This is a genomic window from Plantactinospora soyae (assembly GCF_014874095.1).
Taxonomy (GTDB): Bacteria; Actinomycetota; Actinomycetes; order Mycobacteriales; family Micromonosporaceae; genus Plantactinospora; species Plantactinospora soyae.
The window spans coordinates 1,340,264-1,354,979 of sequence record NZ_JADBEB010000001.1; the positions used below are offsets into that span (position 1 = coordinate 1,340,264).

At 70.9% G+C, this 14,716-nt stretch carries 8 protein-coding genes; 1 reads left to right on the forward strand and 7 read right to left on the reverse strand.

Features of this window, described 5'->3' with window-relative positions; genetic code table 11:
* Window positions 1-26: 26 nt before the first annotated feature.
* Genes H4W31_RS05890 through asnB form a run of 5 tightly spaced genes read right to left on the reverse strand, consistent with a single transcriptional unit; the run spans window position 27 to window position 11,783 of the window.
* On the reverse strand, window positions 27-764 hold the full coding sequence (locus H4W31_RS05890) for an aspartyl/asparaginyl beta-hydroxylase domain-containing protein (protein WP_192765724.1): 738 nt from the start codon (window positions 762-764) through the stop codon (window positions 27-29).
* A gap of 48 nt (window positions 765-812) precedes the next feature.
* Window positions 813-7,373, reverse strand: coding sequence for a non-ribosomal peptide synthetase (locus H4W31_RS05895; RefSeq protein WP_192765725.1), 6,561 nt, complete (start codon window positions 7,371-7,373; stop codon window positions 813-815).
* Window positions 7,373-9,121, reverse strand: a complete 1,749-nt coding sequence (locus H4W31_RS05900) for a non-ribosomal peptide synthetase (protein ID WP_192765726.1) — start codon at window positions 9,119-9,121, stop codon at window positions 7,373-7,375. The genes H4W31_RS05895 and H4W31_RS05900 overlap by 1 nt, the downstream gene beginning before the upstream one ends.
* Complete coding sequence (locus tag H4W31_RS05905) at window positions 9,118-9,882, reverse strand: aspartate/glutamate racemase family protein (RefSeq protein WP_192765727.1); 765 nt, start codon at window positions 9,880-9,882, stop codon at window positions 9,118-9,120. The genes H4W31_RS05900 and H4W31_RS05905 overlap by 4 nt, the downstream gene beginning before the upstream one ends.
* Window positions 9,870-11,783, reverse strand: coding sequence for an asparagine synthase (glutamine-hydrolyzing) (gene asnB / locus H4W31_RS05910; RefSeq protein ID WP_318783041.1), 1,914 nt, complete (start codon window positions 11,781-11,783; stop codon window positions 9,870-9,872). Before asnB ends, H4W31_RS05905 begins: the two co-directional genes overlap by 13 nt.
* 172 nt (window positions 11,784-11,955) lie before the next feature.
* On the opposite strand from asnB, the gene H4W31_RS05915 reads away from it, so the two are divergent.
* Window positions 11,956-12,711: a thioesterase II family protein gene (locus H4W31_RS05915; RefSeq protein ID WP_192765729.1), complete on the forward strand. Its 756-nt coding sequence runs from the start codon at window positions 11,956-11,958 to the stop codon at window positions 12,709-12,711.
* A 68-nt stretch (window positions 12,712-12,779) separates the two neighbouring features.
* On the opposite strand, the gene H4W31_RS05920 is transcribed toward H4W31_RS05915, so the two are convergent.
* Together H4W31_RS05920 and H4W31_RS05925 are read right to left on the reverse strand one after the other, a co-directional pair.
* On the reverse strand, window positions 12,780-13,592 hold the full coding sequence (locus H4W31_RS05920) for an ABC transporter permease (protein WP_192765730.1): 813 nt from the start codon (window positions 13,590-13,592) through the stop codon (window positions 12,780-12,782).
* Between the two features lie 49 nt (window positions 13,593-13,641).
* Window positions 13,642-14,553, reverse strand: a complete 912-nt coding sequence (locus H4W31_RS05925; RefSeq protein ID WP_318783044.1) for an ABC transporter ATP-binding protein — start codon at window positions 14,551-14,553, stop codon at window positions 13,642-13,644.
* Between the last annotated feature and the right edge of the window lie 163 nt (window positions 14,554-14,716).

Genomic DNA, 14,716 nt, shown 5'->3' on the forward strand with positions numbered 1-14,716 from the left:
GGTATCGCCGACGTGTGAGGACGGACTCAGACGGTCACGAGGTACTGCTGGAATCGGGGCATCAGGAACTCCAGCGCCTGTACCTCGACCGGGGTCAGCTCGGGATGCCAGATGTCCCAGAGCAGCACCGCGCGCTGCTCGGTGCCCCTGTTCCAGGCCTCATGGATGAAGCTGTCGTCGAAGAGGATCACCTTGCCGGGCGCCCACGTGCGCTCGTCGTCGGCGACCTTGATGGAGCAGCCCGGCGGAACCACCAGCGGCAGGTGGGCGGTGAGCAACAGGTTCACCCCGCCGGTGTGCGGAGTGATGTGCACGCCGGGGTTGAGGATGGTGAACATGCCGTCCCGCGGACCGTGCGGAGTGCGCTCGACCGCGGCATGGGTGCCCGGGCAGCGGCTCAGCGCCTCCGCCCGCCAGGCGCCGTTACGGTACAGCTGGTAGGTGTCCCAGCCCTGCCAGCCGAGTTCCTTGGTGTACAGGTCTTCGTAGGGGGCGAACCGGGCCTGCTCGGTGCGCAGGGCAAGGAACTCGTCGCGGATCTGCTCGTACGCCGCCTCCATGTCCGCCACCCACGGGAGCTGCGTGGTGTCGTGCCATGGCAGGGCACTGATGCCCGGGAAGAACAACCGGGTCGGCTCCTGCTCGTCGTGCAGGTAATCGGCCGGTCGTTGGCCTACCAGGATGCGTAGGCACTCTTCGACGCGGTCCAGCCCACCTCCCGGAAAGTTGGCCTTGAGCTGGGCCATTACCCCGTCGACATCCATGCTGATCGTCCTCCTGTTCCCGCGGTTGACGCTTGGTCGGCTTTCGGTTCACTGGCGGCGGCGGGCGTTCGCCTGGATCGCGGCTCGCCGGCGTCGGCCGCGGGCGTCGGCCGCGGCCTCGGGATCATTGCCGTCGCCGGCCGCTTCCGAGGGCGCCACCACCGGGACGGTCCCGGCATCGCCGAGCCCGGCGGCGAATTCGGCAATGGTGGGTCGGGCGAAGATGTCCGCCAGCCGCACCTCCTGCCGCAACCGGACCGCGAGCAGCACCTGCAGGCGCGCGGCCCGTAGCGAGTCGCCGCCGGCATCGAAGAAGTTGGTGCGCCGGCCGACCGCCCGGCCGTCGAGCACGTCCCGCCATGCCTGGGCGACCAGCCGCTCCAACCCTTCCCGGGGCGGCGCTTCGTCGTCGACGGCCACTGCTCCAGGCACCGGTAGTCGAGCCCGGTCGACCTTGTTGCTCCGGGTGCGGGGCAGGGCGTCCAGGAGCACCACCGTGTCCGGCACCGCGGCCGCCGGCAGCTGAGCCGCCAGATGGTCACGCAGCCGCGCCGGCATGTCGCCGGGCGAGGTCCCGTCCGCCAGCACCGCGTAGCCGACCAGCCGGAGCACATCGGTCCCGTGCACAGTCGCGGCGGCCTCGCGGACCATCGGGTGGGCCCCGAGAAGCGCCTCAACCGCACTGAGCTCGACCCGGTTGCCCCGGATCTTCACCTGGCTGTCAGTCCGCCCGGCGAACGCGAGCTCACCGGTGGGCAGGTACGAGCCGAGGTCGCCGGTCCGGTACAGCCGGCCGCCGGAACGCCAGGGATCCGGTGGATAGGCCCGCTCGGTTTCCGCCGGGCGGCGATGGTACGTCCCGGCGAGCAGGTCGCTGCGCAGGTGGATCTCGCCGGTGACCCCGACGGGGCAGGGCCGGCCGTGCCGGTCGAGAACCAGCGCCTGCCGGCCCGGGATCGGCGTCCCGATCGGAACCGATCCGGCGAAGTTCTCGTCATCGGCGATCTCCCGATGGGTGGCGAGGATACATTCGGTCGGGCCGTAGAGATTGTGCAGCCGGGGCCGGGCCCGCCGGTTCCGCCAGCGCCGGACCAGCCCGACCGGCAGTACTTCCCCGGCCAGCAGGACGTGGGCGAGGTCGGGCAGGTCGCCCCCGGTGGCGTCGAGTGCGTCGGTGATCATGGCGAAGAACGCCGGTATCGTCTGCAGCTGGGAGACCCGCTCGGCCCGCAGCCAGGTCACCATGGCCAGGGGATCGCGGCGGATCTCCTCCGGCGGAACGCAGAGCACGGCGCCCGCGGTCAGTGCCGCGAAGACCTCGGTGTACGCGGCGTCGTAGGTGAACGGCGCCCACTGAGCCACCCGGCTGCCAAGCCCGATCCCGAAGCGCTCCCGCTGCCACGCGGCGAACTGCGCGAACGCGGCATGTGACAGCACGATGCCCTTCGGTTCGCCGGTGGAGCCGGAGGTATAGACCAGGCAGAGCGGGTCACCGGGACGGACCGGCGCCGGTTCGGCCGCCGGGGAATCGCCGGCGGCGTCCGGCATCATCACGACGCGCTCCCCGCCGAACCGGGCGGTCTCCGGCTGCCACAACCCCGGGTGCGCGGCCAGTGCCGGCCCGGACGCCAGTACGCAGGCCGGTTCGGCGTCGCGCAGGAGAGTGGTCAGGCGCACGTCCGGGTCGGCCGGGTCGAGCACGGCGAAGGCCGCGCCGGCCCTGGCGATCCCGATGATCGCAGCGGTCTGGGCGGGCCCGGTGGGCAGCAGCACCGACACGAACCGGCCCGCGACCGGGCCCGTCCGGGTGAGCGCCGCAGCAACGCCGTTGCTCCACCGCTCCAGTTCGCCGTAGCCGACCACCGTGCCGGCGTATCGGATCGCGGGCTGTTCCGGCACTGGACCATCGGCTTTCCGGGACACTGCGGCGGCACCGCGCCGCAGGGCCGCGAACACGGTGCCGGCCTGGTCGCGCTCGACGCCCGGCGGCAGCACGGGCTGTGGCGGCGCAACCGGGTCACCGCCGAGGTCGACCCCGTCCAGCAACGCCTCCGGATCAGCGAGAACGGCCGCGAGCAGCTTGTCGAAGTGCGTCCAGAAGCGGGTCGCGAAGTCCGCACTGAACCGGCCGGTCGCGTACTCCAACTGACCGGTCAGCCGGTCCGAGTGCTCGTCCAGGGCGAGGGTGAGCTCGTACTTGGCGGTTGGCAGATCCACCCGCCGGAGCAGGCCGGGGGTCCCACCGAAGTCCAGCCTCTCCGGCGGCGCCTGGCCAAGCACCAGCATGGCCTGCACCAGCGCGGGCCGGGTGAGGTCACGGTCCAGGTTCAGCTCGGTGACCAACCGGTCGAACGGCACGAGGGCGTGGTCGAGGTCGGTCGCCAGCGACTCGGCGAGGGCCGGTATCAGCTCCGCGAAGCGCTGTCCGCCGGTCAGCCGGACGCGCACCGGCAGGGTGTTCATGAGCAGCCCGATCACCGCGTCGACGTCCGGCCGGCCGCGGTTGGCCACCGGCACCCCGACCACCACGTCGTCGCTGCCGGCGTACCGTCCCAGCAGTGTGGCGAACACACCGAGCAGCACGGTGAACGGCGTGGCCCGCAGCCGGGCGGCCACCTCCCGCAGCGACGCGGTCCGGTCGGGTGGCACGTCCACGGCGAGGCTGCTCCCGGCCCAGAGCCGCGCGTCCCCCTCGGGCTGCGGCTCGCGGGGCAGGCCGAGCGTCCCGGAATATCCCGCCAGCCGACGTGTCCAGTAGGCGAGTTCGGCGCCGCGGGCAGCGGCCTGCCTCGTCGCGTTATCTGCCCTGGCGTGCCCGATGAAGTCGAGCTGCGGCGGGGGCAGCGGATCACCGCCGAGCCGCGCCGCGTAGAGCCGGGGCAGCTCCCGTAGGGCAACGCCCACCGACCAGCCGTCGACCGCGATGTGGTGGGCCGCGATCAGCAGGGTCCGGCGGCCGCCCGGCAGGTCGAGCAGGACCACCCGGATCAGCGGTCCGGTGTGCAGGTCGAACGGTCTGGTCGCGGCCGTGGCCACCGCCTCGTCGAGTCGGTCCGGCAGGTCGGCAGGCGTCAACCCGCGCAAATCCACGGACTCCACCGGTACCGGCACGGCGGGCCGGTGCACAAGCACGGGCTCGTCGCCGACGAGCTCACAGCGGGCCGCCAGGACCGGGTGCCGGTCACACAGATCGGCCACCGCCCCGGCGAGCGCCGCCGATTCGATCGGCCCGGTGAGGTCGCAGCGCGCCACGAGGTGGTAGGCGGCCGATTCCGGTACGAGCCGATGCAGCAGCCAGAACTGCCGTTGCTGGTCGGTCAGCGGCACCGGCGCGGCCGGGTCCGAGACGGAATCCGAGGACGCCAGCGGATCCGGGCCGGGTGCGACATTCCCCGCCGTCCGCGAGAGGTCGGCATACCGGGCGAGCGCGGCGACGCTCGGCTCCCGGTAGAAGGCCGCGAGCGACGGCGCGTGCCCGGTTGCCGCGGCGACCTCGGCGAGCAGCCGGGTAGCGGCGATGGAGGTACCGCCCACCGCGAGGAAGTCGTCGGTCACCCCGACCTGTTCGACCGGGATACCGATGGCCCTCGCCCACAGCGCCGCGACCGTCCGCTCGCCGACGGTGCGCGCCGCCACCCGGTCGGTCTGCGCGTCGAGACCTTCGGCCATGCGGGCGAGCGCGGGCCGGTCCACCTTGCCGCTCACGTTCAGCGGCAAGGTGGACCGGAACGTGAGGATCGGCGGCACCACAGCCGCGGCGAGCCGCTCGCCGAGGTGCCGTCGCAGCGCCGGAGCCAGTGTCGAGGGTTTGCCGTCCGGCGCTGCGGACCCGGATGCGTCGTCACGGGGAACCACGAACGCCACCAGCCGGGGCCGGTCCCCGGATCGGTCCACCAGGACGACAGCCTGCCGCACCGCGGGATGCGCGAGCAGCGTGGCCTCGATCTCGCCGAGCTCCACCCGGTGTCCGTTGATCTTCACCTGCTGGTCGATCCGGCCGAGGACGACCAGGCGGCCGTCCGGGAGGTACCGAGCCAGATCGCCGGTGCGATACACGGTGCCGCCGGCGGGGTCGACCGGGTCGGGTACGAACGCGGCCGCGGTCAGGTCGGGTCGCCGCCAGTACCCGGCCGTGACCCCGGCACCACCGATGATGAGCTCGCCGACGGCACCTCGTGGCACCAGTTCGTCATTCGGGCCCAGCAGATAGCAGACCGTGCTGCCGACCGGCCGGCCCACGGTGACCGGCTCGTCGGGATGGACCCGGCCGGCGGTTGACCAGATCGTCGTCTCCGTCGGACCGTAGAGGTTCCAGACCTCCGCGCAGCTGGCGAGTAGCCGGCGGGCCAGGTGCGGTTCGAGGGCCTCGCCGCCGCAGAACGCGCGCAGACCGGCACGGCCTCCGTCGGACCCCGGATCGGCCGCGGCGGGCCAGCCGGCGTCGAGCAGGCCGCGCCACAGCGACGGGGTGGCCTGCATGACCGTGGCACCGCTGTCTCGCAGCAGGGCCGCGAGCGCTGCGGGGTCGCGGCCCACCCCGTCGGGCGCCACGACCACCCGGCCTCCGGCCACGAGCGGCCCGAACAGCTCCAGGATGGAAATATCGAACGTGATCGAGGTGACCGCTACCAGGGTGTCGCTCGCCGACAGGCCGGGCGCCGCCGTGGCGATGCTGTGCAGCAGGTTCGCCACGCCGCTGTGCGGGACGGCCACGCCCTTGGGCCGACCGGTCGAGCCGGAGGTGTACATGAGGTACGCGAGCGCGTCCGGGGCCGGGCCGTCCGGGAACGGCACCGGCGTCAGGTCGTTGCCGCCCGGCGTGGTGAGCGCCTCGATCGGAGCCGTCGCCGGGTGGTGTCCGGCACCGGCCGGCCCATCGTCGGTGATCAGCAACGCCGGGGCGCTGTCGTCGAGGATCTGTCCGGCGCGTCCTGCCGGCAGCGCGTCGTCCAGCGGTACGAGCACCGCCCCGGCCCGCCAGATCCCGATGATCAGAGGGACCAGGCAAGCGGTACGCCGCCCCCGCAGGGCGACACGGTCGCCGGGTCGCACGTCGTAGGTGCCGACGAGCCGGCGCGCCACACGGTCGGCCAGGTCATCGACGTCCGCCCGGGTGAGGACGGTACCGCCGGAGATCACCGCCGGCGCGGTCGGGGCGGCGGCCACGAGCATCCGCAGGGCGGCCGGGACCGCACGGTACGGGGGCTCGGTGGTAGCCGAGCGGTTGAAGTCGACCAGCAACTGCCGCCGCGCGGCCAGCGACAGCACATTGAGGTCGGCCAGCGGCCGTGCCGGGTCGGCGGCCGCCGCAGCCAGCAGGTCACTGAGCGCGTCGAGCAGCTCGGTGGCGGTCTCCCGGGCGAGCAGCCGGGTGCTGTACTCCAGCCGCAGGTCCAGCCCCCCGTCGACGTCCGGGCGGCAGAAGAGCGAGACGTCGTACTTGGCCGTGCCGCTGTGCACAGGCACCGGGCGGCTCACCGTGCCCGGTAGGGTCAGCATCGCCGGCGGCCCGCTGTGGAATACCAGCATCGACTGGAACAGCGGAGTCCGCCCACCCCCGGTACCGAGTTGTTCCACCAGCAGGTCGAACGGAACATCCCGGTGCCGGATGTCGTCGCGCAGCCGGTCGCGTACCGCCCGCAACGCCTGCCGGAACGTGAGTTTTCCCGCGAGGTCCACCCGGTGCGCCACCAGGTTGAGCAGCGGCCCGAGCACGGTGGCCAGCCCGGATCCGCCCCGCACGGCCGCCGGCACCCCGATAACCAGGTCATCCTGGCCGGTGTAGCGCCGCAGCACGGCCGCGAACCCGGTGAGGACGACCGCCGGGAGGGTCGCCAGCTCGCCACGGCCGAGGGCGGTCAGCGCGCCCACCAGCGACGCCGGGAGGCCGGTCGACCTCACCTCCCCGGCCATCCCTGACCCGTCGAAGGCGGGCCGGGCGCCCGCTCCCACTTCGTCCGGCAGCGCCAGCACCGGCAGTGGACCGGATAGCCGCTGGCGCCAGTAGCCGAGGTCTGGTTCGGGGCGATTACGCTCGCTCTCAGCGACGTCGCCGAAGTCCAGAAATGCGTCCGCGCCGACGTTGCCGGCGTCCACCGCGGCTCCTGTCTCCACGGCGTACCGGGCGCTCAGCTGCCGCAGGAACACCCCGAACGCCCACGCGTCGACGATGAGGTGGTGCGCCACGAACAGCACGACGTGCCGGTCCGGGGCGAACCGAAACAGGTGCGTGCGCACCAGCGGCGGTCGATCGAGGTGGAACGGTTCGACCACGGCCTGCCCGAGCGCCTCGGTGAGCCGGTCGGCGCCGGCCCCGATAAGGTCGCTCCGGTACACCACCGGTTCCACCCGATCGGCGAAGTGCTGCCGGCCCTCCCCGTCCAGGCCCTGCCGGATCGCGCAGCGCATCACATCGTGACGAGCCGTGAGGTAAGCCAGCGCACGGACCAGCGCTTCCCCGTCCAGCGGGCCGTCCACCTGGTACGCCGCGGCCTCGTTGTGCAGCGCGGTGCCCGGCACCAGCTGCTCGGCCCGCCAGATCGCAAGCTGGGCGTAGGACAGCGGAGCCGAGGTACGGCGAGTCCGGCCGTTGGCCGTCACGTCATCCATCAGCGTTTCGCTGCCGTCGTCGTGGCGCCGATCGTCGCGGCCTCGACCGTTGTGGCCAGGCCGGCCACCGTCGGGTCGGCCATGAAGGCCCGCAGCGATACCTCGACGCCGAACCGGATGCGTACCCGGTCCAGCAGCCGCGCGGTGCGCAACGAATCCCCGCCGAGCAGCCCGAAGTCGTCATCCCGGCCGACGCGGGGAAGCCCGAGCAGCTCGCCGTAGATCTCTGCGAGCACGGTCTCCGCTCCGGGGCGGGGTGCGACGGTGTCCTCCGTGGCCCGCACCGCGGCCGGTGAGGGGAGCCGGCGGCGGTCGATCTTTCCCGAGAGCGTACGGGGCAGTACCGCCAGGCGCAGATACACCGCCGGACGGCAGGCGATCGGCAGTACGGCCGCCACATGTTCCCGGAGCACCTCGTCGGTGACCCCGTCGGCCACCAGGTAAGCGCACAACACCGGGTCGGCATCGCCGTCGTCGTCGTCGACGAGCGCCACGCAGGCGTCGGTCACTCCCGGGCACCGGCGAAGCACGTCCTCGACCTCGCCGAGCTCCACCCGCACTCCGTTGACCTTCACCTGTTGATCACGCCGACCGAGGATCTCCAGCTCGCCGTCGGGTCGTAGCCGGCCGAGGTCGCCGGTCCGGTAGTGGTGCGGATCGACGAAGCCACCGGTGTACCCGTCGAGGTAGCCTCCCAGCCGGAACGGGGTAGCGATCTCCACCTCGCCGACCCGGTCGGTCGTCGGCCGACCGGACGCCATCAACCGAACCGTCACGCCCGGCATCGGCCGGCCCACCGGTACGACGTCCGCATCCGCATCCGCCTTCGAGAGACGCCGGAACACCTTGGTCATCGTGGTCTCCGACGGCCCGTACAGGTTCACCAGCGGTACGCCGTCACCGGGCCCGCGGCACCACCAGGCCACGTCCGCGGGGCGGACCGCCTCACCCGCGAGCAGAACCGCGCGCAGGTCGGGCAGGCTGCCGGGGCCGAGTTCGACGGCTCGAAGAGTGCGCCACACCGTCGGCACGCAGTGCAGCACCGTGATGCGGTGCTCGCGCAGCCAGGCGGCCAGGGCGGCGCCGACGGGAACGGACTCCGCCGATATCGCGGATCCCCCGGCACACAGCGGCACGAGCGCATCGCGCAGGTAAGCGTCGAACCCCGGGGAAGTCAGCATGGAGACCCGATCCTGGGCGTCCACCGCGAACTCGGCGATCTCCCAGTCCACGAAGTGCGCGACCGCCTCGAGACTGCCCACGATCCCCTTCGGCCGGCCGGTGGTGCCCGAGGTGAAGTAGACATATCCGCGGTCGGCGGGTGCCTCGGCCGTCCACGGCCATGGCCCGGGTGCGACCGCATCGGCGTCGATCGTCCCGTCGTCCCGGCCAGCGGCGGCGAGAGCGGCCCGGCCGGCGGCGTCGGCAACCACAGCGGCCGGTTGTAGCTGGTCGACGAGCGCGGCCAGCCGAGCGGCGGGCTGACTCAGATCGATGGGAGCGAACCGGCGTCCCAGGCCGGCGGCGGCCAGGATCGTGGCGGTGACCAGCGCACGGTCGGCGCAGACAATGGACACCACGCCGTCGGGGTCAGAGCCCGCGCGATCGATCAGTTCCGCTCGGAGGCCGCCCGCCAGTTCGGCCAGGTTCCGGTGGGTCAGCACCCGGTCCGGTGTCACCAGCGCCGGCTGGTCGCCGTGCTGCTGCACTCGCCCCGCCCAGCGGTCGAGGAGGTTCGGGTAGCTCACAGTGCTCCGTTCCTGATCCGGTCCGCGACGATGGCCAGCGGGTCGATCATGGGGAATTCGGCGGCGAGGCCGGCCTCCTCGGCGGCCCGGGCCACGAGATGCAGCTCGGTGCAGGCCGCCACCGCCGCCCGGGCCGGATAGCGGGCCTGCAACCGTCGCAGGAAATCCAGCCCGTCCAGCGGCCAGCCGCCTGTCTTGAGCCGGTAGATCTCCCGATGCAGCGCGTCCTGGTCAGCCGGCTCCAGCCGAACCAATCGGTCACCGCCCGCGCCGAGACGGCTCGGGGCGAAGGTGCCGGCGCTGACCGCGCCACTGGTGCACAGCAGCAGATGCGGTTCCGTCGCCCGGCTGAGTTCATGGTCGATGACGTCAACCAGGGAGACGCAACGCTCGGTCAAATCGGCCGGCAGGTCGGCGAAGACGTGGTGGGCGGTGACGCAGGCGACAACCACGTAGACGGCTCCGGCGTCGACCAGTCGGCGTGCCGCGGTCTCCACCGCCCGGCGCAGCTCGTCGTACGCGCCGTTGTGGATGGCCGCGGTCCGGTCCACCACGGCCGGGTCGGAGTAGAGCAGAATCCGGGGGCCGTCCTGCTCACGGTCCCATAACCCACCGGAGTAGATCCCGCGCAGGAACTCGACCGACGCCAGTGGGCCCATCCCACCGACCACGCCTATCAACGGGTGGATCGGCGCCAGACGTCCGTTCCGGTCGCCGTCCACGACCAGGGCCGCCGTGGACTCGAACCTCAGCCCAGACATGGCAGGTCGAACGCTTCCACAAACACCGCGAAGGTGGCCACGAGCATGAGGTAGTCGACGTCCAGATGCGGATGCACCGACGGCGCTCCGGCGCGCTGCCGGCGCACCATCGCATCCACCGTGTCGGCATTGAAGTAGCCCTGACGGCGAACCACCGACGGAGATAGCAACTCAGCGAACCACTCGGTGCCAGCGGCCAGTAGCTGGCTGCTGGTTGGTCCTCGGAATCCGAACTTCGGTCTGGTGCTGACCTCGGCGGGGACCAGACCAGCGGCCACCCGCCGCAAAACGGCCTTCTCCTGGCCGTTCGCGACGGCGAGCTCGGGCGGAATCCGTACGGCGAGGTCGATCACCTCGGGCGACAGGAACGGCAGCCGTAGCTCCACCCCGTTGGCGAGGGCCATCCGGTCGCCGTGGTCGCCGAGCAGATGGTCGGCCATGCGCAGGTGGAAGTCCAGGTACGCCTGCTGGTGCACCGGATGACGGCCCACCAGCCGTGCCGGGTCCACCAGCCGCTGGCTGGTGACCGCGAAGTCCTCGAACGCGTCGGCCAGGTCCTCGGCGTACAGCTCCCGCCTGAACTCTGCGGCCGGCAGCTGATCCTGTTCATAGCGGAGGTCGAGGCCCCACATGCGCTGGCGGGCCTCGCGCTCCAGGCGTGCGTCCAGCCCGCCGAGCCGGGCGCCGCTCAGCCCGGCGGCCGCCAGCTGGTAGCTGCCGTAGCCGCCGAACAACTCGTCGGCTCCCTCCCCGCTGAGCACGGCCCGGGTGCCGCTGTCGCGCACCGCCGCGGACAACACCATCGAGCAGACGTTGTAGGACTCACGTACGGGGGATTCCGCGTGGCGCACCATCCCGGTGAGGTGTTCGGCGAAGTCGGCGTCGCGCACCGGTACCTCGAGATGATCGGTACCGAGCTTTCCGGCGACCATGCGCTGGAACGGCGCCTCGTCAAAGTCACGATCGGGAAAGGTCACCGAGTAACTGGGCCATCGCCGCTCCGGCCGGGCCGCCCCGAGCAGCGCGCCGATAAGGCTGGAGTCCAATCCCCCACTGAGGTACATACCGACCGGAACGTCAGCTTCCGACCGCAGCCGCACCGACGTGTCCAGGGCCGCGGACACCGGTTCGGCCCACTGGTCCAGCTCCCGGTCGACATCCGTGACCGGGCGCAATTGATCAGCGAGCGGGAAGTCCAGGTCGCGATAGCGCTCCAGGTGGATACCCGCCTCCTCGGCCACCAGCCGCTCCCCCGGCCGCAGCGCGTGGATGCCGGCGAACATGGTCCGCGGGCTGACCAGTCCGGGCAGCGTGAACACCTGATCAAGCCCGCACAGATCCACTTCGCGGCGCACTTCGGGATGACAGAGCAGTGCCTTGATCTCTGACGCGAACAACAGCATTCGGCCCACCGTTGTGTAAAACAGCGGCACGATTCCGGCAGGGTCGCGGGCCAGCAGCAATCGCGCCCGCCGGGCATCGTAGAGCGCAAACGCGAATTGCCCGTCAAGATGCTCGGTCAATTCTGTTCCGTACTCCTGGTACAGCGGCCCGAGCAACTCGGTATCGCAATTTGTGACCAGTCGGTGCCCTTGGCGTTTAAGGTCGATCCGCAGTTTCCGATGATTAAATATCTCACCGTTGCAGACGACCGTCACCGTCCCGTCCTGAGTTGTCCATGGCTGGTGCCCATGCGCCGGATCGTTGATCGCCAGACGGCGAAAGCCCAGCGCGACCGGGCCTTCCACGTGACATCCGCGACCATCCGGTCCACGGTGGGATAACTCCTCCACCATTCTGAGGAGCAATTCTGTATCGACGGACTTCGGCGCGTCGAGCGACCAAGCGCCAACCAGCCCACACATGCGACGTCCCCCATGCCGTTCGCTTGCCGGCCACATAAACCATCAACGGGAGCACCCCGGGCAGGCATTGATCGAACCTTAACAGGGTCCCGGTAGTTCAACAAGAGTCTTTTGAATGCATGCAAATGCCTGACGAAGCTGGTACCCTCACTCCCGGTCGCGAGTGGAAGGGCCGTATACCGTGCATTCAAGTACCGGCTTCGACACTATGGCGAAGTGGATGCCCTGGCACCGCCGACCAGCGACGCTGTCTCTTACGGGACGAATCCCGGTCTACTGCCTGCCGCACGCGGGCGGACCCGCGTCCGCATTCCTGCCATGGACGCGCGCCGACGACCAGGACGGCCTGACCTTCGTCCCGGTCGAGCTGCCCGGCCATGGCACCAGACTTGCCGAAGACCTACTGCTCGACATGGACCAGGTGGTCGATCAGCTACTGGCGGCGCTCGCCACTCGGCCGGCCGACCGCCCGTTCATCCTTCTCGGACACAGCATGGGCGGACAGATCGCGTACGAGACCGTTCGATGCCTGGCGCAGGCCGATGCAGCACCGCTGTGCCTGGTGGTCTCCGGCACCCGGCCACCGGGGTCTCCGCTCGCGCAGCGCATCCACGACCTTCCGCCGGACGAGTTCCTGACCTGGCTCACCCGTATCGGCGGCACGCCCGCCGAGGTGCTGGCCAACCGCGAAATCATGGAGCAGCTCGTGCCCATCCTGCGGGCCGATCTCACGCTGTTCGCCCGCTACACCGACAGTGTCGAGGCCGCCGCCCTGGACTGCCCCGTACTCGCCCTCGGCGGCACGGACGACCCGATGGCCGACCCGTCGTGGATCGCGGGCTGGAAGACCATGACGACCGCGTGGTTCGAGTCGCGCATCTTCCCCGGCGATCACTTCTTCCTCCACGAGCATGCTGTCCACATTCGCGCCGAGATCGCCGCCTTCGCCAATCGCTGCCGGTGATGATCTTGGTCAGGTGCCGGTCGTCGGCGGCGGCGCCGAGCGGCTGATCATGCCCCGCGCATGGGAGCTCAGTCGATGAGCCGACGATTCATGGCCCGGATAGCCAGCCACCAGGCCAGCGCCGACCCGAGCAGCACGACCGCCACATGGCCGAGGTCCGCCGGGCCCAGCTCGCCAAATGCGGCGTTCCGGGTGAGCTGCATGCAGTGGTACACCGGGTTCAGCGCCACGAGCGGGGACGCCCATCCTGGCAACTGATCGACCGGAAAGAACACCCCGGCCGCCAGCACGAGCGGCGTCAGCACCCCCGACACGATCAACCGTAGCCAGTCGAGGGCCGGCACCAGGCAGGAAACCCACATGCCGGCCAGGGCGAAGCCGAATCCGGCGATCAGCTGGATCAGGGGTACCAGCGCCAACTGCGGCCCGACCGGCAGCCCCACCGCGACGGTCACCAGCAGCGGGGCGCAGCTGTACACGCACGATTTGGCCGCGATCCAGCTGGCTTCGGCGGTGACCAGTTCCCAGGGGTCGACCGGCTGGCTGAGCATCGCGTCGTAGATCCGCTGGAACCGCCGCCGGCTGAAGGTCTCGAACATGCCGGTGAAGACCGACGAGAACAACATCGACGTGAGCACCATGCCGATGCCCAGGAACTGCGGGTAGCTGTGCCCGCCGACCGAACCCACCAGCGCTCCGATTCCGACACCGAAGCCGGCCAGGTAGACCAACGGCTCGACCAGCGAGCCGAACGTGACCGCCGGCCAGTACCGCCGGAACAACCACAACTCGCGGAACCACACCGCTCGCAGTGCGGGCCACAGAACAGGCTGCCGCTCCATCGGCGACAGCTCGATCTCGCTCGGCTCGGTCACGGTCACGACGGCGTCCTCCTCGGCGATGGACCACCTCGCGGCCGGGTGGCCCGCATCAGCTGAAAACCTCGCCGGTGAGCGCGACGAAAACATCCTCGAGGGTGGTCTGCCGGAGCACGTCCGGCGCGCCCAGTCGCTGTCGCAGGGACTCGGGCATGGCCTCCGCGCGCAACAGCGACACCGACAGGCCTGTGCGCCGGAACGGCTGGCCGGCCTCGGCCGCGGCGGACTCCACCACCGATCGGCGGCGCGCATCGCCCCGATACTCCGCAGCCTGTTTACCCGCGTGCCGTTCCAGCAGGGCAGCCGGAGCACCCCGCGCAATGACCTTGCCAGCGAAGATCACCGCGACCTCGTCGGCGAGTCGTTCGGCTTCCTCGATGTAGTGGGTGGACATGATGACGGTCGTGCCGCCGGCACGCATGGCGGCGATGACATCCCACAGGCCTTGACGAACCTGAGGGTCCAGGCCGACCGTCGGCTCGTCGAGCAGGAGCAGTCGGGGTGCCGCGATGACCCCACGGGCAAACAGCAGCCGTCGCCGCATCCCGCCGGACAGCTCCGCCACGCGGGTATCCGCGCGTACACCGAGCCCGGCGACGCCCAGCGCACGGGACACCGCCTCGGGTTGCGCCTCACGCGGCACCGTACTGAGCCGGACGAACACCTCGAGGTTCTGCTGGACGGTCAGCTCCTCGTCGAGGCTGTCGTGCTGATGCACCACCCCGGTCATGGCACGGACCCGGCGGCCCTGTTCCGGCAGGCGGTGGCCAAGCACCTCGACGCTGCCCTGGTCAGCCCGGCTCTGTCCGGTCAGCAGACGCATGGTGGTGGACTTACCCGCACCGTTGGGCCCGAGCAGGCCGAAGAACGCCCCACACTGCACGTCGAGACTCAGCCCGTCGACGGCCGTAACACCGCCATAACGCTTGTAAACCCGATCCAGGCGCACCGTCGGGCCGGTCACCGGCCGAATCCAGCGGCCGAAACCCGATGGGTGCTTCCATCACCGACGGCAGTTCGGTGGATCGGGCCCGTCGCGGCCGGACCACGGTCGCCGCAAGCGACCGGTGGATCGTCGGTAATGGACTGCCGGAGCCCGGGACCCATCACGGATGCACCTGGTCCTC